22 protein-coding genes and 2 pseudogenes are annotated in these 22,137 nt (G+C 32.8%); 6 read left to right on the forward strand and 18 right to left on the reverse strand.

The features are described 5' to 3' along the window. Positions 1-58 precede the first annotated feature (58 nt). The 3 genes from ADIWIN_RS13800 to ADIWIN_RS13810 all read left to right on the forward strand — a co-directional run bounded on the left by ADIWIN_RS13800 (position 59) and on the right by ADIWIN_RS13810 (position 2,354). Entirely contained in the window at positions 59-1,438 is a 1,380-nt protein-coding gene (locus tag ADIWIN_RS13800; protein ID WP_020896761.1) for an MATE family efflux transporter, read from the forward strand. A gap of 119 nt (positions 1,439-1,557) precedes the next feature. After that, a complete protein-coding gene (locus tag ADIWIN_RS13805; protein ID WP_020896762.1) occupies positions 1,558-1,785 on the forward strand; it encodes a DUF8828 family protein in 228 nt (75 codons plus the stop codon). Next, positions 1,785-2,354, forward strand: coding sequence for a phosphatase PAP2 family protein (locus ADIWIN_RS13810; protein ID WP_020896763.1), 570 nt, complete (start codon positions 1,785-1,787; stop codon positions 2,352-2,354). Before ADIWIN_RS13805 ends, ADIWIN_RS13810 begins: the two co-directional genes overlap by 1 nt. Here ADIWIN_RS13810 and ADIWIN_RS21450 read toward each other — a convergent pair. Continuing rightward, entirely contained in the window at positions 2,341-2,697 is a 357-nt protein-coding gene (locus tag ADIWIN_RS21450; RefSeq protein ID WP_020896764.1) for a hypothetical protein, read from the reverse strand. The two genes, ADIWIN_RS13810 and ADIWIN_RS21450, sit on opposite strands and share 14 nt — an antisense overlap. A 58-nt stretch (positions 2,698-2,755) precedes the next feature. On the opposite strand from ADIWIN_RS21450, the gene ADIWIN_RS21675 reads away from it, so the two are divergent. Then, positions 2,756-2,890: a hypothetical protein gene (locus ADIWIN_RS21675; protein WP_262507766.1), complete on the forward strand. Its 135-nt coding sequence runs from the start codon at positions 2,756-2,758 to the stop codon at positions 2,888-2,890. Here ADIWIN_RS21675 and ADIWIN_RS13815 read toward each other — a convergent pair. The 6 genes from ADIWIN_RS13815 to ADIWIN_RS13840 all read right to left on the reverse strand — a co-directional run bounded on the left by ADIWIN_RS13815 (position 2,877) and on the right by ADIWIN_RS13840 (position 7,652). Then, entirely contained in the window at positions 2,877-3,950 is a 1,074-nt protein-coding gene (locus ADIWIN_RS13815; protein WP_020896765.1) for an ArnT family glycosyltransferase, read from the reverse strand. The two genes, ADIWIN_RS21675 and ADIWIN_RS13815, sit on opposite strands and share 14 nt — an antisense overlap. After that, complete coding sequence (locus tag ADIWIN_RS13820; RefSeq protein WP_020896766.1) at positions 3,943-4,566, reverse strand: lipid-A-disaccharide synthase N-terminal domain-containing protein; 624 nt, start codon at positions 4,564-4,566, stop codon at positions 3,943-3,945. The genes ADIWIN_RS13815 and ADIWIN_RS13820 overlap by 8 nt, the downstream gene beginning before the upstream one ends. 1 nt (position 4,567) lies before the next feature. Then, a complete protein-coding gene (locus ADIWIN_RS13825; RefSeq protein ID WP_020896767.1) occupies positions 4,568-5,293 on the reverse strand; it encodes a glycosyltransferase family 2 protein in 726 nt (241 codons plus the stop codon). A gap of 79 nt (positions 5,294-5,372) precedes the next feature. Continuing rightward, on the reverse strand, positions 5,373-5,963 hold the full coding sequence (locus ADIWIN_RS13830) for a hypothetical protein (RefSeq protein ID WP_020896768.1): 591 nt from the start codon (positions 5,961-5,963) through the stop codon (positions 5,373-5,375). Positions 5,964-5,992: 29 nt separating this feature from the next. Continuing rightward, positions 5,993-7,039: a methylmalonyl Co-A mutase-associated GTPase MeaB gene (gene meaB / locus ADIWIN_RS13835; protein ID WP_020896769.1), complete on the reverse strand. Its 1,047-nt coding sequence runs from the start codon at positions 7,037-7,039 to the stop codon at positions 5,993-5,995. 43 nt (positions 7,040-7,082) lie between these two features. Then, positions 7,083-7,652 carry a DUF2911 domain-containing protein gene (locus ADIWIN_RS13840; RefSeq protein ID WP_020896770.1) on the reverse strand — a complete coding sequence of 190 codons (570 nt, stop codon included), beginning with the start codon at positions 7,650-7,652 and terminating at the stop codon, positions 7,083-7,085. 480 nt (positions 7,653-8,132) lie between these two features. On the opposite strand from ADIWIN_RS13840, the gene ADIWIN_RS13845 reads away from it, so the two are divergent. Further along, positions 8,133-8,819: a peptidoglycan DD-metalloendopeptidase family protein gene (locus ADIWIN_RS13845; RefSeq protein WP_020896772.1), complete on the forward strand. Its 687-nt coding sequence runs from the start codon at positions 8,133-8,135 to the stop codon at positions 8,817-8,819. Here the strand turns inward: ADIWIN_RS13845 and ADIWIN_RS13850 are convergent. Further along, on the reverse strand, positions 8,816-10,102 hold the full coding sequence (locus ADIWIN_RS13850; protein ID WP_020896773.1) for an APC family permease: 1,287 nt from the start codon (positions 10,100-10,102) through the stop codon (positions 8,816-8,818). The genes ADIWIN_RS13845 and ADIWIN_RS13850 overlap by 4 nt on opposite strands. Positions 10,103-10,180: 78 nt before the next feature. Between ADIWIN_RS13850 and ADIWIN_RS13855 the strand changes: the two genes are divergently transcribed. Then, positions 10,181-11,137: a lipid A deacylase LpxR family protein gene (locus tag ADIWIN_RS13855; protein ID WP_040757382.1), complete on the forward strand. Its 957-nt coding sequence runs from the start codon at positions 10,181-10,183 to the stop codon at positions 11,135-11,137. 31 nt (positions 11,138-11,168) lie between these two features. On the opposite strand, the gene ADIWIN_RS13860 is transcribed toward ADIWIN_RS13855, so the two are convergent. From ADIWIN_RS13860 to ADIWIN_RS13915, 10 genes and pseudogenes are all read right to left on the reverse strand, one after another. Continuing rightward, entirely contained in the window at positions 11,169-11,579 is a 411-nt protein-coding gene (locus ADIWIN_RS13860; protein ID WP_020896775.1) for a hypothetical protein, read from the reverse strand. A gap of 55 nt (positions 11,580-11,634) precedes the next feature. Beyond that, positions 11,635-13,542 (reverse strand): annotated as a pseudogene (locus ADIWIN_RS13865) (S9 family peptidase). Between the two features lie 331 nt (positions 13,543-13,873). Continuing rightward, positions 13,874-14,281 carry a hypothetical protein gene (locus ADIWIN_RS13870; protein ID WP_020896778.1) on the reverse strand — a complete coding sequence of 136 codons (408 nt, stop codon included), beginning with the start codon at positions 14,279-14,281 and terminating at the stop codon, positions 13,874-13,876. Between the two features lie 390 nt (positions 14,282-14,671). After that, on the reverse strand, positions 14,672-15,184 hold the full coding sequence (locus ADIWIN_RS13875; protein ID WP_040757384.1) for a hypothetical protein: 513 nt from the start codon (positions 15,182-15,184) through the stop codon (positions 14,672-14,674). Between the two features lie 480 nt (positions 15,185-15,664). Next, positions 15,665-16,698: pseudogene (locus ADIWIN_RS22345) on the reverse strand (Fic family protein). 604 nt (positions 16,699-17,302) lie between these two features. Further along, positions 17,303-17,680, reverse strand: coding sequence for a surface-adhesin E family protein (locus ADIWIN_RS13890; protein ID WP_020896783.1), 378 nt, complete (start codon positions 17,678-17,680; stop codon positions 17,303-17,305). A gap of 322 nt (positions 17,681-18,002) precedes the next feature. After that, complete coding sequence (locus ADIWIN_RS13895; RefSeq protein ID WP_020896784.1) at positions 18,003-18,479, reverse strand: leucine-rich repeat domain-containing protein; 477 nt, start codon at positions 18,477-18,479, stop codon at positions 18,003-18,005. 374 nt (positions 18,480-18,853) lie between these two features. Further along, a complete protein-coding gene (locus ADIWIN_RS13905) occupies positions 18,854-19,384 on the reverse strand; it encodes an outer membrane protein assembly factor BamD (RefSeq protein WP_152487264.1) in 531 nt (176 codons plus the stop codon). An 88-nt stretch (positions 19,385-19,472) separates the two neighbouring features. Continuing rightward, on the reverse strand, positions 19,473-20,945 hold the full coding sequence (locus ADIWIN_RS13910; RefSeq protein ID WP_020896787.1) for a hypothetical protein: 1,473 nt from the start codon (positions 20,943-20,945) through the stop codon (positions 19,473-19,475). Positions 20,946-20,956: 11 nt separating this feature from the next. After that, a complete protein-coding gene (locus ADIWIN_RS13915) occupies positions 20,957-21,814 on the reverse strand; it encodes a hypothetical protein (protein ID WP_020896788.1) in 858 nt (285 codons plus the stop codon). Positions 21,815-22,137: the final 323 nt, after the last annotated feature.

Below are 22,137 nucleotides of genomic sequence, written 5' to 3' on the forward strand. Positions count from 1 at the left end.
CCTATTATTTACTAAATAATTCATTCTTAAAACTAAATGGAAGTATTACTTTTGCGCCATGGTTTTAAGCAACTACACTAAAGAATTTAGATATAATCTTAAACTCGCATCTCCTGTGATGTTGGGGATGCTTGGTCATACTTTTGTGAGTTTTATAGATAACATCATGGTTGGCCAATTAGGGGCAACAGAATTAGCAGCAGTATCTTTAGGTAACAGCTTTATTTTTATAGCTATGTCTATAGGAATTGGATTTTCTACAGCAATTACACCTTTAGTGGCAGAAGCCGATACGGAAGGGAATTTCGAAAAAGGAAAATCAATGTTTAAACATGGTCTTTTTCTTTGCACGGTTTTAGGTTTAGTTTTATTCGGGATCTTATTATTTGCTAAGCCTTTAATGTACATTATGGATCAGCCAGAAGAAGTGGTAGATTTAGCTATTCCGTATTTAGATTTGGTAGCGTTTTCATTAGTACCATTGATAATTTTTCAGGCATTTAAGCAATTTAGTGATGGTTTATCGCTAACAAAATATCCAATGTATGCTACAATAGTTGCTAACTTACTCAACGTTGCGATTAATTATGTTTTGATTTTCGGAAAGTTTGGTTTTCCTGAAATGGGAATTGTTGGTGCTGCCGTTGGGACTTTAGTTTCCCGTTTCGTTATGGTGGCTTATTTGTGGTGGTTACTAGCTAAACGAGAAAAATCAAAAGCCTATGTAACTAACATAAAGTTCTTTGAATTAAGTAAAGAACCTATGAGAAAACTAAGCAATTTAGGATTGCCAAGTGCGATGCAAATGTTTTTTGAAGTCGGTATTTTTACGGCAGCCATTTGGTTGAGTGGAACTCTAGGAGCTAATGCACAAGCTGCTAATCAAATCGCATTAAACCTATCGTCAATGACGTTTATGGTAGCAACCGGATTGAGCGTTGCGGCAATGGTTAGAGTCGGAAACCAAAAAGGATTAAAAGATTTTACAGCTTTAAAACGTATTGCTGAATCTATATTTTTTGTTGGGTTTATTTTCGCGGTAATTTTTGCTTTACTCTTTGTGGCGTTTCATCAATTACTTCCAGATTTATATGTGGATTTAGATGATCCTGAAAATGCAGTAGATACAGCAGAAGTGGTTAAAATTGCAGCAACATTATTATTAACAGCAGCCGTTTTTCAGATAAGTGATAGTCTTCAAGTTATTGCTCTAGGTGCTTTGCGTGGTTTACAAGATGTAAAAATACCAACTATAATTACCTTTATTTCGTATTGGGTTGTTGGTTTTCCTATTAGTTATTATTTAGGAAAAGCAGAAGCTTATGGAAGCCTTGGAATTTGGATTGGACTCATTGCAGGTTTAACTGTTGCTGCTATTCTTTTGTTTATTCGGTTTAATCTACTGACTAAAAAACTTATAATGAAATCATCAAATTAAGGCCTAATCTTTATGAGTATTTCGATATTTCAATATTACTCGAGTAGCTCATTCAAAATCTATATATTTGCAGCTTAAGTTGAAAAACTGAAGACTTTCAAACACAAAATTCAAAAAAAATGGAATTACCAAAATTCATATTAGGAGACAATACAGATTATCCTAATGCCATATTTATCATACATACTGAATTTCCTCGTTTTATCATTAATCTAGAAGATGATGAAGTCGAATGGTTTGAAGAATTTGATCAGCACGATGAAAAGGAATTAGAAACTGAAACTGAAAACTATATTCAGCAAGCTACAGACTTTTACGATAGAGAAATTGCGAGATACGACGATTAATGCTTGAACAAATTTTACAGTACGATAAAGAACTTTTTATATACCTCAATAATTTAGGGTCTGATACATGGGACGGTTTATGGTTGGTAATCACCAATAAATTCACTTCAATACCATTGTACGCTGTATTGTTATTTGTAATTTACAAGAGATTTGGTCTAAAAGCCTTGTTGTTAATGGTATTTGTAATTGCAGGTATGATTGCTTTTACAGATCAAATGACCAATCTTTTTAAGGATACGTTTCAACGACCAAGACCTTGTAGAGCAGAAGGTGTTATGGATTTAGCCCGTTATATAGCACCACGCTGTGGTAAATATGGCTTTTTCTCAGGCCATGCTTCTAACTCAATGTCAACCGCAATTTTTGCAGGCTTGTTATTAAGGCCATATTTTAAGAACCTTATCTATGTGCTAATTATTTGGAGCCTAATTGTTGCTTATAGCCGTATTTATGTTGGAGTTCATTACCCTTTAGATTTAATCTGTGGCTTAAGCTTTGGTGCTATTGCTGGCTTTGGATTTTATAAGTTAAATCTATATCTGATAAATAGATTTATTTCAAAGTAAGCTTGTATAGTTGATTTACTAATCGCGATTTGTGACCTCTATCAGAAAAATTCAGATCGTAAGTAGCCATAAATTCAATAGTATAAAGCTTCGCTAATTCGTCAATATTTTCAGGGTTTGTTGTTGACGTTAGTAGTCTGAATTCCTTTTCTTTCGGAAGTTCTATACCTTCTTCAGTTTTAATACTCGGAATTTTTTTACCATAATTATAAATGGCTTCAGGTGAGAGACCATCTAAGGTGTATAGCGAAATGTTATCTGATGCTAATTCAGAAAGTGGTTTGTAATCTGCTTGCGACTGCACTTGTGCTAAAGGTAAAACCAAAACACCTATACTAAGCATAAACGCTATGATTAAATAGAACGTCGTTTTAATGTTTTTAGCCCTTAGATGCTTAAAGATGAAGAAACCGATAATGGCTAAAACGATAGCTGAAACGATAAATCTTGCTAGAACAATTCCTGTTAAAAACGGTCCTAAGAAGAAACCAGCTATCCAAAAAAGTAGAGCTATAGTACCTATTAAACCAAATTGAAAATATACAGGAATCGTTTCTTTTTATCCTTTAAATTCTTGAATTCCCGAATTAAATACTCCATATAAAATCCAATATTTAAGGCTAGTGGAATTAATACGGGCATTAAATAACGCGATTTCTTTTCAGGAATTACAGATAATAAAATGACGGCAAAAATCGTCCAAAAGAAAGTGAAACGATACGCTTTTAGATTAGTGACTCTTGTTTTTAAATAAGGATACAATAAACTAATAAATGCAGGAACTGTCCACAAACCACTCTGAATAAAGAAGCTCCAGTAATAATAAAACGGCCTTACATTGTAACTGTGCCAATTTGAAGTTTCGCGTTGTGCAATGGCAGAAAAGGTTTCAGGGTCTGCAACTCTAACATGCAGGTACCACCATCCTCCTAAAACAATTCCAAAAACTAAAAGGCTAAATAATTTTAAAAAATGAAGCGTTCCTCCTTTAAATTTAAAAGCTACACCATACGCAATTATAAAAGGTAAGAAAAGTACATAAAGCGAAACAGGCCCTTTAGATAACACCGAACCCGCTAAAAACAATACAAAGAGTAAACTTCTTAGAATTGTAGTTTTTTGATTTTGGAACAGAAGAAATAGTTGATACAAAGCCATCAACATAAAACCATGTGTATAAATATCCCAAGGTGCCTCAATCGTAATACCTATGATATAAAAAGACGTCAATGCTATAAATCCATTGATTAAACTATGGGATTTAGTTAGCTCTAATTTTTTTGATAGAAGGTAAGTTGAAATCCCAATACTTGCCACAAAAAGTAGTGCTGGCCAGCGTAAAGCCAAAACAGATGTTATACCAAATATATAACCAAAAACAGCTGTAATCCAAGTGGGTAATGGTGGTTTTTGATAACGGGCTTCACCATTCATTGTGGTTAAAATCCAATTATTATCAGAGAGCATTTCTCTTGCAGAAATAAAATTTCGGGCTTCCATAATGGTTACCGGAATTGCATCTATAGTAAAACCAAGCATTACAATTACAAAAAGTAAAAGACTGAGTATCGGATATTTTTCAATGAGCTTAATCATTCGTATGTCTAATTAAATAAGCGTTACGAGCGTAGATCACTAAACCAAACAAATGACCTACAAACAGTACGGGATCTTTTCTTATAATAGCATAAGTTAATATTAAACCTGCACCAATTAAGCTCAAAACCCAAAATCCCATTGGTAAAGTCGATTCTTTGTTGCGTTCAGAATGAATCCACTGATACACAAAACGCAGTGTGAATATGACTTGTGCTACAATTCCTAAAACCAATAACCAAGTTGGAATATCGGCATTTTGAAAGAGTAGTTCTACATCTATTTGATTGTTATTATAATAGAATACAACAATTAAAATGGGAACAATAAAAAGCAGATACTGTACAATCTTTGGGAATTTTTGCCACTGACCTTGTAGTTGTAAATTCCGAATGTATATGAAATACGTTAAACTCTGACCTAACATAATAGCAAAGTCTAAACGTAAATAACCATAGATAAATAATAAAAATGAAGCAATTAAACTCAGCGTCCAAAAGGTTTTTGGAGTGATAACTTTTCGTTGCTTTTCAGAAGTTATCCATTGTATAATAAGCCGCGAAGAAAATAGAATCTGGGCTAAAAATCCAATACTGTAAATTATCCAGTCTTTCAAATTAGAGCTTTTGTTTGCTTGATTTTGCTACCTCGTAATTGATATACTTTTTCTTCATCCACAGATAAGCAAAACAATCCATTAATGGTCCAAGCAATCGATTCCAAACGCCAAATTTTGCTGTACCAGCCATTCTAGGAAAATGTTGCACCGTAATCTGTGTGACACGTCCATGTTGTAGCATAATCATTGCTGGTAAAAAACGATGTAACCCTCTAAACATAGGAATGCGTTTTGCATAATCGGTTCTTATAACTTTAAGAGGACAGCCGGTATCGTCCATACCGTCGTGTGTAAAAGCGCGACGTATTCCGTTGGCAATTTTAGAGGACATATTCTTAACAAATGAATCTTTTCGGTTAGAGCGTACCCCTGTAACCAATTCATAAGAATTTATATGTTCTAAAAGGATATTAAAATCTTCAGGCGCCGTTTGTAAATCGGAATCGATATAACCAACTAGTTCTGAATCCACATGATCAAAACCTGCTTTTATAGCAGCACTTAAGCCCCTATTTTCTTTAAATAAGATGTATTCAAAAGCGTCGTTACGTTCGCAAATAGCTTCAATTAAAGCTTGACTATTATCGCTAGAGCCATCATTTACAAAAAGTATAGACGTACTAACCGTAGCGATTTTAAGATATTTTAAAAGTTCCGATTCTACACGTTCTAAATTTTCTTCTTCATTATAAACGGGAACTATAATAGTGAATTGATACGTCATGCGCTATATTGCTTTGTCGGCACAAAAATATCGTTTTTTTGTGTTACAGCGCAAATCTTATGATTTAAAGTAAATGGTATTACTCTGTGGATTCCATTTTTAGTCTTACCTTATCTGTTATTTCCTGTAATTCTAAATTCTCAGGATCTTTCATTTCGTTTTTTACCGCTTCAACATACTCTGGGGAATCTCTGAATTTTAGCTCTAAAAGTGTTTCCGGTTTTATGAAGAAAAACAAGATGCCAACGGCAGAAATTATGGAAAGATGAATTAGAAGTGTTTTGTAAAATCTGTTTTTATGTGTGAAAAATTTAAAAATGACAATAGCAATTATTGGTAATAAGCTGACTAATCCTATCAATAATATGATATTACCATAAGGCCAACCTTGAAACTTAAATAGAATACTTATTGGAAGTATTGATAAAATAAGGCCAGTTCCGATAGCACCAATTAAGCGTAATATGCTAATGTCTTTATAAGATTCCTTTTTAAATAAATTTCTAAATCTAATTTGATTTAAAAGACCGAAGCTAAAAACAAAGTAAAGTATTGATAATAGTAGCGTCAATAGCGTAATAAGTAGAGCGGCATAAGGGTACGTAAAACATAATCGCAATACCATTAATAGGAGTATCGCTAAACCAATACTAATCTCAGTCTGTTTCATTATTTTCAGTAGTTGTTTTGATACGCTAATTAAAGAGAAAGCAAGTATTCTGCAGCAGCAAATGGCGTTGTTTTTCCAACTTCAACCAGTTTGATTTGTTGAGGTAATTCCATTTTAATTTTGGAAGCGTTGTAGAAATCAGATTTTAAGCGGTCTTCAATAGTTTGAAGCAACCAAAATTTATTCTGATTGTTTCTATTGGTGTCAAAATACTTATTTTCTGATGTGGTTTTGATATAATCTTCAATCATGTTCCAAACTTCAGCTATGCCTTCGCGTTTTAGTGCACTACATAACGATACTTTTGGAGACCATTCAGAATACTTAGCAGGATATAAATGCAACGCCCTATTAAATTCTACCTTAGCTAATTTAGCGGCTTTTAAATTTTCACCATCAGCTTTATTAATCACAATAGCATCGGCCATTTCTATAATACCGCGTTTAATGCCTTGTAATTCATCTCCGGCACCAGCTAATTTTAGTAACAAAAAGAAATCGACCATGCTATGCACAGCGGTTTCACTTTGTCCAACTCCAACAGTTTCAATGACAATGGTATCAAAACCTGCTGCTTCACATAAAATGATAGTTTCGCGTGTTTTTCTAGCGACACCTCCTAAAGAGTTTCCGGAAGGGGAAGGGCGTATAAAGGCATTTTCGTTCTTAACCAAATCTTCCATTCTAGTTTTATCTCCTAGAATACTACCTTGACTTAGACTACTACTAGGGTCTACGGCTAAAACGGCTACCTTTTTTTGTAAAGATGTGAGGTGAATTCCAAAAGCTTCAATAAAGGTGCTTTTGCCCACTCCAGGAACACCTGTAATCCCTATTCTAATAGATGTATTAGAATAAGGCAAGCATTTGGTTATGATCTCGTTTGCTTTTTTAGTATGTGAAGGATTGGTACTTTCAATTAAGGTAATAGCTCTGCTTAAAGCCGTTATATTTCCTGAGAGAATACCAGAAACCAAATCATCGACTGAAATGGTTTTTTTTCGATTCGCTTTTATGATTTTAGCAACATTAGGACTTAAACTATCTGGTGATTGAACACCATCTTGTTCATGCAAAGCAGATTTGTATGTCTTGTTTTTTTTGTCACCTAAAGTCCGTTTATTTCTCTGTTCTTGCCTTTTTTAGTTCAATAGGAACTTCAATTAGCGTATTATCCCAAGCCATGGTTAAATTGAGATGCCCTGTTTTATTATCAAAAGCAATGGTAAAACGCTCTACGGTAACACCTATTTCTTGTGTTGGAACTTGAAACTCAAGCGCATCGTAATTAGGATCCCACATTGGTTCCATTTTTTCATCAACTCCCCAATCATACTGCTTAGAGTTAAACATTACTTTCCACTTGTCTTTCATTGGTACGGTCCAAATCGTATATTTTCCTTTCTTTAATTCTAAACCATCAATTATTAGTGATTGGTTAGTTTCAAAAGTAGTTGCTTCATTTGCTCCTGTTCTCCAAACTTTATCGAATGGCACCAATGCTCCAAAAACATCACGATCGCGTTTAGAAGGTCTGTTGTACTCAACCTTTAAATTTAAATCGTTAAGTGTTATTTCTGCTGAATCTTTCGGACTCAATCGCGGTGAAAAAATGTTTTCAACAAATGCAGAATATAATAGCAAGCCTAATGCTAAAATGGATAAGATAATCAGGAGGCGTTTTAACATAGTTGTTAATCTTAAATAATTTGGGTTAAATTATAATGCAAACTTATGCATTCAATATTTAAAGATAATTCAAATCCCTAACTTTATAGATGTCAAACGTTGAATTTTATGGAAATCTTATAATATTGAAAATATTTTGAAGATTCTTGCAACACTTCAATTTTTGTGTCGTCTTTAATGTGTAACCAATCAAAAACCAAAACCAAAATCAGTACGTTTCAAATTCATATTGTTGAAAAATGCAAACAGAATAATGAACGTCCATAAAGGCAATTGTAAAATTGATCTCGCAATGGTGTGACTTGTGTGACTTTTAGTAACGTGATTATTAATTAAGGCGTAATTATAATGTCAGGTTGAGCGCAGTCGAAACCTAATTGCTTATTGACTACAACGAATCTTCGATTTTTAAATTATTATTAAACTCACTTTCAGTTTTCCATGAGATAGATTTTCTATTTTTATGGAAATTTTGTTTTTATGTCATTTCTCACTTTCGAAGCCTTTTTAAAATCACTCCAACCACATTCGCTGTTGGACGCTGATCGTACTTCTAACGATTTTATTACACTCGATTTATCAATTCATAATCCGGAATTAAATGCCGTTAACGTATCTTCTTCAGATGATTTAGAACATTTTATTTGGAATCATATTAAAACTAATACTGCCAAAATCGCTTATGGAGGTTATTTGGAAACGCGTGGCATCTACCAACGTAGCACCTATTTTAATCAACAAAATTCTGAGGAAGAACGCAATATTCATTTAGGTATGGATTTATGGATAGAAGCCCATACGCCAATTTACGCTCCTTTAAATGGGACAATCCATAGTTTTAAAAACAATACCAATCATGGTGATTATGGACCAACGATTATTTTAAAACATCATATGGAAGGGGTTGAATTTTATACCTTGTATGGGCATTTAAGCTTGGCATCAATTCAAGATTTAGAAGTTGGAGTAGAAGTAATCCAAGGAGACCAAATCGCAACACTGGGAACCGCTGAGGTTAATGGCGATTATCCACCACATTTACACTTTCAGATTATAAAAGATATTCAAGATTTTAGCGGAGATTATCCAGGCGTGAGTAATCAACTCGATTTAGCCTTTTATAAAGATAATTGTCCTGATCCTAATTTGCTCTTAAAGTTGTCTTAGCTTTTTCTTCGCTTTTCAGAAGATTTATAAATCCATTCCACAATAAAGCATAAAGCAATAATTGCCCCAGAAACGAGCACGCCTGTAAGGTTGGATTTGTACTGTTGATTAATTAAAATCACCAAAGCTAATACGCAAAGCGTACAACCCACTAACGGAATTATTTTATTGCTACTCGTGTCTTTAGAGGTTTTAAAACCCACAAAATTAACGATGCCAAAAATGATGATGAATCCAACACTTCCGGCTGTGGATATACTTTCTAAATCTAAAATATTCACTAAAACTAAAGTTGCAATAGCTGTAATTAATAAACCAATAGGTTGATTCCAAAGTTTAGATGTAAAGTGATGTGGTAATTCATCATCTTCAGCAATTTCAAAATTAACACGACTACCTCCATACAACGATGCATTGATGGCAGAAAATGTAGAGATGAGTGCTGCAACCGTAATAATGGTAAATCCTATTTCTCCTAACATCGGTTTTGCTGCTTCTGCCAACACGTAATCTTCTGCCGTGGCAATGGTGTCAAAAGGCAATGAGCCAACGGTGACTATAGCAATGATAATGTATAATACAATAACAAAAATAACAGAGCCATAATATGCCCTTGGGATGTTCTTTTTTGGATTGATAATATCTGGAGCTGCATTCGCAATAAGTTCAAAACCTTCGTAGGCTACGAAAATCACCATGCCTGCAGCAAATAGTTGTACTGGAGATTCCCAATGCGAAATGGCCAATTGTGATAGGTTAGGGTTTCCTATGAGACCATAAGCTCCAACAGCTATAAAACCGAAAAGTATAATTAGTTTTATGATGACGGCGTAGGATTCTATCTTTCCAACGACGGCAATACTATAATAATTTATGGCAGTGGCAAGGATGATAATGGCACTGGCATAAATATGAAAATCGACTGTTTTGTTTGATGTCAGTTCTAATAAATTAGGTGCGTAAGAGCCAAAAGCAGAAGCGTAGAGCGAGAGCATAATTATATAACTGACCCAGAGTAAGTTATTAATGGCACCACTAAAAATAGACACCCCAAAGCCTTGGTTTATAAACTTTACGGTGCCACCTCGGTCAGGATAGTGTTGCGATAGTTTGACGTAGCTATAGGATGTAATTAAAGCCAAAAGGCCAGCACATAAAAAGGCTACAGGTGTTCCGCCATGTGCGATAGAAACGGCTAATCCGAGAACGGCAAAAATACCACCACCAACCATACCACCTATACCAATAGAAATCGCGTCCTTTAAACTTATTTTATCTGCCATGGAAATATGCTAAGGTGTTTGTAATAACATCAAAATTAAGGATAAAACCGTAGTTCTTGTATTCTCGTAAGTATTTGCATGAATATACTACGAATTATCATCCTTCTTTTACTTCCATTAGGTCTGTGTGCTCAAAAAATAGACCATGCAGTTTCATACAGATCTATAGAGAAAGAGCGTTATTTCAGGTTTCATTATGACAATGATTATTTTGCTGCTACCGATGAGAATTATACTCAAGGCTATAGTTTTGAATTGGTGTTGCCTAGTTTAGAAACGAATCCTGTGAATCATTTATTCCTTAAGCCTAAAGATGTTACTACTAAGTATGGCTTGGCTATTGAACATATTGGGTTTACACCAAATGATTATGTCAGTGAAGCGATTCAAGTTGGGGATCGTCCGTTTTCATCTGCCATTATGTTGAAGAGTTTTACCATGGCCACAGACCGAAGTCGTAAGACTAAACTTTCTCAAGCTTTGAGCTTAGGATTAATTGGTCCAGGTGCTTTTGGTAAGGAGATGCAAGTTGGTATCCATGAAGCCACAGGAAACGATATTCCAAGAGGTTGGGATAACCAAATTAAAAATGATGTGGTATTGAACTACAGAATCGACTATGAGAAACAGCTGTATAACTATAATGATGTATTCACGTTTCAAGCGCAGTCGTCTTTACAATTAGGTACCTTATTTACAAACGCGTCTGTTGGGTTTCATAGTACCGTGGGAATTATAAACTCAACGTTTTCTTCCTCACCAAACACAAAGGGGTTTCAACTCTATGCTTACGCACATCCGATGGTTAGTGTTGTTGGATATGATGCCACTTTGCAAGGTGGTTTGATTACTACAGATAGTCCATATTCGATTGCCTCTGGTGACGTGGAGCGATTTACAGCACAATTCAATTATGGGCTCGTATTAAAAACGAAAAGCCTATATTTTGAATATACCAGATCTGCCATCACTAGAGAATTTGAAACTGGATCCTCAGCAAAATGGGGTGGAATTAGAATTGGGTTTACATTTTAAATAAGCGTATAATTCTGATAGTACGCGTCTATTAAAAATTCTTGTTTATCTGTTTTTTAGTCAGAATATGTCCCAAAATGAAGCCTACTATAGCAAATACGCCATCTGAAAGCGTAAACCATAGTTCTTTTGGTAACATAATAATATTAAAAAATGTAGCAGCAAGCATTAGCGCTCCAACAATATAACTTGGTACCATACTTTGCTTAGAAATTTTAGCAGCGACTAGCATGCCGACGATAACACCTGCAAAATGTGCAATAACAACACATATTTTTATGCCAACAGGAATCAAATTCATGTTGTTGCTTAGCCATTCCATATTTAAAGGATCTGCACCAACTGGTAACGGAAATAAATTATGACCAATAAGATTTTCAATAATGTAAACGGTTAGTGATGCTGCAATAAAACCAATTATGGTTGCTACTATATTTCTCATTATGGACGTTGGTTAGTTATAATAAATTCAGTTTATGCTTAAAAGGTAAGACATATTATAAGGTTTCCTTCAACCACTTAAAAAAATTCGTGTTGCCAAACTAGTGCATTTTGAGGGTTTAATACCCAATGGTTTTCTTCAGGGAAATATAATAACTTACTTTTTAAACCGAGCAGTTGTGCCGTTTGGTAAGCAGCTAATCCTTGCTCAATTGGCACACGATAATCTTTTCCTCCTTGAATAATTAACATCGGAGTATTCCATTCTGCCACCTTGTTTACAGGATTAAATTCATTATAAGCCTTTTGTGCAGCGTCATTGGTTGTATCCCAATAGTTACCTCCAAAATCGTGGTTAACGAAGAATAATTCTTCTGTTGTACCATACATGCTTCTGGTATCAAAAACACCATCGTGAGAAATGAATGTTTTAAAGCGATTGTTGTGAATTCCTGCTAAATAAAAAACCGAATACCCACCAAAACTAGCACCAATGGCTCCCAATCGGTCGTTATCTACATACGGTTCTTTTGCGATAGCATCAATAGCAGACAGGTAATCGTCTATGACTTGGCCTCCCCAATTTTTACTAATATCTTCATTCCATTTTACTCCATGTCCTGGCATACCACGACGGTTAGGTGCTACGACAATATAGCCTTGTGACGCCATGAGTTGGAAATTCCAACGGTACGAATAAAACTGAGATAATGGAGATTGTGGACCACCTTGCGCATATAATAAGGTTGGGTATTTTTTTGTCGCATCAAAATTAGGAGGTAAAATAACCCAAACTAACATTTGCTTGCCGTCTGTTGTGGTGACGTAACGTTTCTCAACTTTAGGTAAATCGACACTAGCGTATAAGTCTTTATTGATGTCAGTTAATTGCTTAAAGTTGTTGTTCTTTAAGTTGAAACTAAAAATATCAGCAGCATGGTTCATGTCTGTTCTTGTCACTAAAAGCGTATTATCTTTTTGAGCGATAATACTGGTGACATCAAACTGACCTTTAGAAAGTTGTTCTACTACCGGAGCGATACGTTTTTTACCCGGATAATTCACTTTAAAAAGTTGAATAGTCCCATCTACAGCTGCTGTAAAATACACATGATTTCCGTCGTTACTCCATGTAAAGCTTCTTACCGTGCCATCCCATTGTTGAGTTAAATTCTGTTTTATGCCGTTGTTTAAAACAATGATGTCGTTTTTATCGCTTTCGTATCCATCGGTTTTCATTTGTAACCACGCCAATGCACCAATTGATGAGAACGCGGGATTGGTATCGTAGCCTTTGTTATCTTCTGTAATGTTCTCCGTGGTTTTAGTGGCTAAGTTGTATTTGTAAATGTCCGTATTGGTACTGGTAGAATAGGCTTTACCTTTAGTTTTTTGCTGACGTAGTAAATCGCTTTGCTGTCTGGCGACCAGATATAATCTTCATCACCACCAAACGGTTTTTGAGGTGTGTGGTAAGGTTCGTTAGGCATAATGTCGATTCCTGTGGCGTCTTCTGATCCTACTTTTTTATAAAACAAATGGTTGAAGCTACCATCGCTCCAAGTATCCCAATGGCGAATGTCTAAGTCTGAAAATATATACACATCAGACTTGTCTAGATTCTTATAAACGTCTGTGCCTTTAATAGCTTCAATTTGAACTTCAGCATTATATAATTCATGGTTGCCATCTGTCGATACATTTTTGTCGGTCGCTTTAACATCTTCCTTTTTAATTTCGACGATCGTGCCACCATCTACAGGCATTTTAAAGTATTTGGAATCGTAACTATTGTCGCTTATGTTTGGTGTTTTTACGATGAAAAATAGGGTAGACCCTTCGCTATCTAAACCCATAACACTAAGGCGTTCTACTTGCCATAATAATTCTGGAGTCATCGTTTTTTGTGCGTTTATAAAGTTGCTGGTCAGTATTAAACTTAGAATAAGGAGGGTGTTTTTCATAATGGCTATTTCAAGAATTCGTAAATGTAAAGTTAAGAAGATTTTTCCATTGCATCGAATCGTATTGTAAGACTTCTGTGGTTGTGTTACAGGTTGATGATTTGAGTTAGTGTGTGAATTATTTGTGATTTGGGGTAAAACCGTTCAAGACCTTTATATCACTCGCTTTAACCTTAGTTTAACCATAGTATAAGCATGCTATAACCACGCTATAACCTGTATTTTGAGATGTGTTTTTTTTGCATGAAAAAGGGAGCATTTTAGTATAACGCTAGTTTGACTTGATGAGTTGAGGTATTAATTTGGAAAGGCGGTTTAACAGCTCATTTTATTATAACGGAATTGTGATTCCTACCGCCATAGCTCCAACAAACTGCTTAACAGAAGGTTGAAAGTAATAGGTGAATCCTACATCAACATTATTGTTTTTTCCTAATTCTAGTCCGATTGCAAACGGGATGTGATAAATGATGCCGCCTTTATCAATATCATCGTAGTATGTGAAGGTTTGAAATTTACCGATGGACGTGCCTATTCCTAGTTCAAGATAGGGAGCTACCCAAGGAATTGGTGCTCTAAGTCGTGCTTTTCCTCCAAGTAAAAAGGCTTTGGATTCTGCTATTTCATCAGTGGGATTATTGTTTAAGTCTTCGCCATTGGAATTGGTTATGATCACACCAGCATAAGGTCTTAATTCAAACCAAGAACTGACTTTTAGTACGAATTCTCCTTGTAACAACAGACCGCCGATCAGCTACGTCATCTATGCTGTTATAAGGGACACTAATGCCGTATCCGATGAGGGCATTTATTGATTTTTCCTTTACAAACTGTGCGCTTGCGATGTTTGAAGCGAGAAGTACTATGAGGAGTATGAGTGCTTTTTTCATGAGGTTTGGTTAGGTTTTAGGGTATGGATGGTTTATAAAACTAATTTAAGGAATAAAAACCGATTAGAAAATCCGCGAAGATTTTTATAAGTAGGCTAGAACTAGCAATGAATTATATAGGGTATTGTAAAACGATTTCTTTTAAATATGACGATTATACATTTAAAATTTGAGTACATTAAATTTTCTGAATTTCTATGATTCAATAGGGCTTCGTATTTTTTTTTTTTTACAAAAATTTAACGTTTGATTATTTTTCTATTGGTGATTTTATCTTTTTCACAAATAATGCTTTCCTTTTTTGATTGGTTATATAAAAAAATATAATTTCTAGTTTCACCAATATATTTTAAATTTTTGCATGTTTCAAGATTTATCTTTTGATATGAAAAATTGGTTTTCATAATTTCTTTGTCATAATTTTTAACATTATATGCTTTATTAATTTGAAATAGTATCGGTACCAAGCTTAATATTAAAAGGTATACTATAGAAAAAGACAATAAGAAAAATTCAGGTTTATTTGATTTTTGACCAATTGTAAAGAGGTTCGCTAATTTATTAAAAAACAGTAGAAGAATAATGCCTAATGTTATTAAAACAGACATAGTAAAATACTCTTTAAATGCCAATCCATAAATAGCTCCAACAATGATAATTACTATTCCGGCAATATTTTTGAACATCAGAATTCTCTTTATTGAGTTTTTTGTTTTTAATTTTTCTTCTGGTGTTTCTTTTTCATTAGACAATTCATCATTTTTACTTTGTTTAAAATCATAAAATTTTTAATACTTACAATTGAAGCAGCAGAAATTAACAAAACCGAATAATTAATAAATAATAATAAGATTTCAGAAATATCTATATAATAAATAATATTAATTCCAAATATGATGTAATATGAGAATAGATATAAATAGCCTATTGCTGTTAGTATTATTATGAAAATTGGTAATGCCTTTAAATATGTGTCTAGAACTTTTGGCATATGTAATCTTGTTTATTTATTTTAGGTTAACTAAAAATCTCGACAAACGTCAAATTTAGTTAATTTTTATTCTTATCCATTTGTTCATAGCTAATTAACTCACTGTTTTTCTTTTTTTGCAAAAAACCTCAAAATTTGTCGTTAGCTCGAGGAATTAATCGAATTCTGATTGAGGGGAATGTTTTACAACGAGTTTGTATATGGTTTGTTGCGTGGTTTGAGCAACTAATTTAGTAAATAATTACCAACCAAGAAAGTCTGCGAGGACTTTCGTAAGTAGGCGAGAAGCCAGCAATAAATTATATACGGTGTTGTGCCCAGTTATTTTAAACGATAGATTGTTTTATTTTTTTCACCCATTTTTTCAAATAAATTCAATTCTGCTCCTTTCTTTAAATCTCTACTTGCAGTTGCTGAAGAAATATCTTTAAAAATATCCATATAATCTTTTCTTGTAAATTCAGTTTTATTTAATGAAACATAGTATTCTAATCTATCTTTTTCATTTAACGTTCGATTATTAAAATCTAATAGTTCACTTATTGAAATGTCAATAACGTTTAGCATATATTCAATAAACTTAGTTGATTTTCCAGATTTATCACTTTCAGCTAAAGACTTGTAATATTTTTCCTGGTCTTTACTAATTAGAGTTTCAAAAGGTAAAAACTCAAAGATTGGATATTTTTCCATTAAAATTAAAGTTTGCCATAATCTTCCCATTCTGCCATTTCCATCCAAAAATGGATGTATAAATTCCATTTCGTAATGGAAAACACAACTTTTAATTAATTCAATTTCATCAGAATTTTTCAAATACTCAAAAAGGTCTTTCATTAAGTATGGTACATTTCCAAAAGGTGGTGCTAAATGCTCAACTTTTGAACCTTTTACAATTCCGACACTTTGATTTCTATATTTTCCAGAATTTTCAATTAAACCTTCCATTAAGTTTTGATGTGCTTTTAGAAAGGATTTTTCATTAGAAGGATTGTAATCTTCTAAATTTTCATAGATTTTAATTGCATTTAAGACTTCAAGAACATCTTTTTTTGGCCCAATAACTTTTTGTTTTCAAGAAGTGCTGTTATTTGTTCTTCTGTAAGTGTATTTCCTTCAATTTTTTAAAGAAGAATGAATAGTTTTGATTCTATTCTGTTTTCTCAATTTCGGTGAAGGTTTGTTTAATAAATTAGCATTTACTTCTCCTATTTTCTCTGAAATAGAAGTTATTAATTTTAAAATAGAAGATGTTATTTCGTAAGGTGGTTTCATTTGTGATACTATCATTTGATACTATCAAAGGTACAATCATTTAATCTGAATTATGTTATGAAACGTGATTTTTTAATTGGGCACAACTTGTTATATAAGTACAATCACTCACGTTATCCCTTTTTTAATTCTGGATAACAAAAGCTATAGCACTCTATTCTTAGTTTATAAAACTACGCAATACTTTGCAAAGTTTAGTATGTGACTTTACGTACATTTTGATAAAAATAAGGTAGTTATGAGACTTATGGTTACTGTTTTCCGTAATGCTGTAAAAAAATTAAGCGGTTGCTGAGCATTTTAGATGGTGTTTGTAGGCGTTGGGTGGTTTTTGAAGCTTTCTAAGTGATGGATGCGATCATTGTAAATAGATTGGTGCTTGGTTCTAATGCTTCTCGATACATGCCGACAGAAAGGTCGGCACACTCGAAGTGACGGTTTGGGAGGGTTTTATGTGCGTTGGTACATAAGTTACAGATAGATCCGAGCACAGCGAATTGGTGAAGCTATATTCTGCGAGGATTTTGGTAAGTGGGCTAGGACTAGCAATGAATTATATACGGTGTTGTAAGTAGTAGTTTCAACTAGTAGAATTATGATTCCTTTAATTACAAAATTTAAATAATATCATTTCTCCAAGTGAATCAGGAATAACATTTTCTAAATCTGCGTATTTACCATAATCATTTGAATCTATTGTATCTCCATTTTCATCATAGCTTATTTCTGCTAAAGTTCCAATCATTTTATTTTCACAATCAAACTTATGAAGTATAAGTATCTTTTTTATCTTTTGTTTATTACCAAATATTGTTTCATTAACTTTTATCTTTTTGTATTCAATCTTATACCAGGCTGCTTTGTCAGAATGATCTCTAGTAAAGAGTTTATATTCTTCATTTTCGTTTAGCAATTTCCAATCCGAAGTTTGTGAATTAGCGTTTAAATAAAAAGCAAAAAATAGGATTATTAAATATTTCATACTAGTGTTTTTGTCTTGTTTATCTCATCTAGAACAGTTTTTATTCTATTACTTAAAACGGATTGTATAAGAACAGTATGGCGGAAAAAACGCACGAACCCTTCGGTTGAACACAAGCCGAATTTTTAAATTTTTCTTATTACTTTTATTTCTCAATAAGCCAAATTTAAAAATTTGGCGACCTCGAAAAGCGCCTGAAACATTGGTTTAAGCACCAATTGCACTATTGATTTTATACGTTGTTGGCAACTGGCATTTTATTCGGTTAATTATTATGATAATATTGGGTTGAACTGAAGTTCTATTAAAATTATACAAAACATTAATTATAATTTACTTTAAGACTAGGCAACGCTTTTACAAGTTTTTTAAGGCTACTTTCTACTTTTTTATTACTGTATGGTTTGATTTCTAATCCTCCTATTTCAATAGTTTCAAGATTAGTAAGTTTTTTTAATTGTGAAGGTAATTCATGTATTGGGGTATTGTAAAGCCCTAACATTTTAAGATTTTTCAAGTTTTCTATGCTTTTAGGTAATTTCGTTACATAGCTATGACGTAAATCTAATATTTTTAGATTTGTTAAGAGTTCTATATGTTCGTGTAGCTCAAATGGATTATTCTTCGCAATACTCATAAGTTTGAGTGTCTCAAGTTGTCTTAAATATAAAACTTGAATAGGAAATTCTTGAAGCGGCATATTTATAAAAATAGATTTTAAATTAGTTAAACCCCTAATGTTTGGTAAAAAATAAAAATTGTTTATTGTAAATTCAAGAACTTCTAAATTTTTAAACATAGAAAAATCTTTAGGGACATTTTTAAGTTTTTGTTATGGCTGAGTAATATTCCAGTCAGGTTATTACATTTTATTATAAGTTCAGGAAGAGTAGTGATTTCCGTAGCTCTAACATAAATATTTATTAATTTACCACTCTCAAAAATTTCTTCAGGGATTATTTTTATTTTAGCACCACTTAGTGCTAGGTTATTTAAGTTTAAGTGATACACTAAACTATTATATTTTTCTTTTTGTCTGCGTCGTCCATCTCATAGTTAAAGAGTTCAAAAGATTCAATATTCCAATATTTTATGTAATTTTCAACAGCTTCAAATTTACTCACATATCTATCCTCTCTAAGATAATTTTTAAACTTTCTTTAGATGGATTTTTTAGTATTTGTTCCAAAACTTGAGAAGCCTCATTTTTATTATTTTCTTGGATTTTTTCCATCCTGTTATCAAAAACCTCCTTTTTCTTTTAATCCTATCTTCTTTATAAGCGTTTCTATCTTCGTATTTAGAATCATCATAAAGCGACTGCGTACTTTCGTTTTGTTTTTTCTCAAAAGCTGTTTGTATCTCAGCTAGTTTTTTGTCAAGTTGTTCTCCTGTGCTTTTGTATAACTGAAATGCATCTGAGTTTTCTACATTATCTGGCACCATTAATTTAAGGGTTTCGTAGGCTACTTTAGCTTTGGTGTAGTCTTCTGTTTTGTAATACGCCATAAATAAAAGGGCTTCTACTTTGGGGTTAGATTTGCCTAAGCTTTTTTTAACACTCTCGGTTTGCGTTACTGCTTCAGTAAAAATGCCGTTTTTGTAAAACTCTTCTGCTTTAGTGAAGTCTTGTTTTGGGGATTGGGCTTTAAGATCCGTAGTAATAAAAAATATAGTTATGAGAAATGATACATATTTAATCATTTTAATTAAGTTTAGTTTTTTTACTTGATTATTATATTTAATATTTTTTTGAAATAAATACATATTACGTGCTTTTTTTTGTTCTATATCAAAAATCAGAATAGCGATTTATTAACCCAGATACAACACTGAATGGCTTATTTTCATTGGGAAATGGACGATCGGATTTATCTAGTACAATTTCTAAAATAATATTACCATCACTATCATAACCAACAATACCTTGTTTATTAACACCATATAATTCTGGACTGCAGCCTTCACAATTGTAAAATTTAAAAGGAGTTCCAATAGGATAAGTACAATAAAATATAGCATTTTCTGGTAGTATCTTATTTTTTGGCAAATCATAGATGCTTTTCTTACCTTTTTTCAAAAACTTAATAGATGCATAATTGCGATTTCCAACCTGTTCTCCTTTATTATTATAAAGAGTTGCGTTATTTACATAGTCATAGGTTCTTTCAGCTTTATAAGCATCTTTACTATTAAATTTACCATTATTCACAATAAAATGATCTGCAATTTTAGTTATATAAATATTGGTTGGTTCTAAAACTACTAATTCTGTTCCTTTGTATTTTAATCCATAATAATTCCCATATTCATTATTTGGTTTGGGTATTGAGAACACTTCAATTTCAGGCTCTACCAAATCAGGTAACTCACCCCATTCATCATTTCGATTATATTCAGTGGTGCGTTGTACTTCAGCTAATTCTGCTTCCAATTTTTCCTGTGGGCTTAATTCTTTCTTTTCGTTTTTATAGCGGTCGTAGGTTTTAATGATATCTATCATTTCATATTCTGGCCATTCTAACGTTTCTATAGAGGCACTAACGCTAATTTGCTTTACTTGTTTCCAAATGTTTTTAATTTTTGTAATTCGTTGTTTCTGTTCTTCTTGTGAAAGTCTTTTAAAGCTATCTTCTGTCACATTTAAATCTATGAGCGGGCCTTTAGGATCCGAGTATTGCCAATTAAAAAACTCGTTCCAAGTAGGTGGACTTCCTGCAACTGTAGGCTCTCTAAACTCACCTTCTCTTGCAATAAGTAAATCAACGTCTTTAACTATATAGGTGTAGACAACATTAACGGGTACACTAGATTCTTCGACCTTAATTTTTCCTACTCGATTTTTATCACTTGAGTTTCCATCACCCGCATATCCAAATATTTTAATATCTACTTTTGTTGGTCTTATATCGAGAAAACGTTTTTGTAAGTCAGGATACTCTAGAAGTTGATCCAAAGACATACTTCTTGACGTATTATCTACTTTAACTGTATAATAACCTTTTCGGTACCATTGAAAAGCATACATTTCTAGTGGTTCGCCTAGATAATCCCACACTTTCATTTTAAGTGTAAACTCATTTAGAAAATTTGTTTTATCTGCGGCATCAATAGTTGTCCTATTCCTAACGCCAAGTACTTTTATATCTCCTATGAAACGTCCTTTGGAGTCTTCTATTAATCTTCCATCCCTAAGGTCACTAAATTGAGCATTTACAGCAAAAGTTAATGAGAGTAATAAAATTAGAATGAATCTGTTTTTCATATTTTTAATTTTTAATCTTGTTTCGCTTCTTTAATGAATATTCTGGTCAGTAGGCCTTCGTTATTATCTGAATTAGTTTCTAAAAACTCATTCAAATAATTACTGGTAGTTCCGTGTGGGTTTACGTGCTTTACTTTGAGTTTAATTATTAAGGCGATAACCGTTACACCTTGCCCTTCTTTAGTTAATGATGGTAAAAAAAACTGTGCTTCATTTTTTGGTTTAGCCTTGCCTAACTGAAAACTTGGATTAACCATATGAATAGTTGAAGTGCCTAGATCAATAATTTTTTCTTGTACAGCTTCACTATCCTTAATATCTTCTCTGACAAATGCGGTAATTGATAAATCAAAATTGTTCATAATAAGGTCGTAGTTCTTATGAATTTTTACAGGAGTATATATTTGTTCGATATTTGAAAGTTTAACTTTTAGAAAATTATTTTCTATAAAAAAATCAAAATCATAAGTTGCCATATTATTTTCTTTTTTGCCGCCTTTTTTATAAAAAGTGTTTTTAACCTTGATAATAGCTACACTATCCTTAAGTTTTTTAAAATCGATGGCTTGAGGATTTAAAACTTCACTTTCGAACGTATAATCCTCTGCTTTTTTGGAGGTTGCTTTTTTAAGAGCATTACTTCCATATTTGATTGCATAGGGAAGTATAATACCAACAACTGTGGTTGCGGAAAAAAACTCTTTGTCATTATCCACTTCTGGTTTTATAATATATTCTGGTTTTTCCATTACAGTAATAATGCCTTTTACCTTTTCACAATCCAGGTTTGTGTTTTGTATTTTAAATTGAGCAAAAGTTGAACTGTAAACTAAGAATGTACAAACTGCTGTAATTATTGGTTTTTTCATTGTGTTTAGGTTTTAGCTTTCAAAGATTGAGTTTAATATTAATTCAATCAATACCCATTAATAGGTTTATTTTTTTTGTTTTTTTTTTTTTGTCTTATTTCCAGCTAATTACGAGAGTAAAATCAGTTTTTTTATCCTCTTTTTTAATTAGGGATATCAAGCGCAATAGTATTCCATTCTTAGTTTATAAAACTAAGCAATACTTTGAAAAGTTTAGTACGTAACTTCATGTTCATTTCGTTAAAAATAAGATAGTTATGAGACTTATGGTTACTGTTTTTCGTAATGCAATAAAAAAACGAAGCGATTGCTGAGAGTTTTAG

This window comes from Winogradskyella psychrotolerans RS-3, from assembly GCF_000427335.1.
GTDB lineage: Bacteria > Bacteroidota > Bacteroidia > Flavobacteriales > Flavobacteriaceae > Winogradskyella > Winogradskyella psychrotolerans.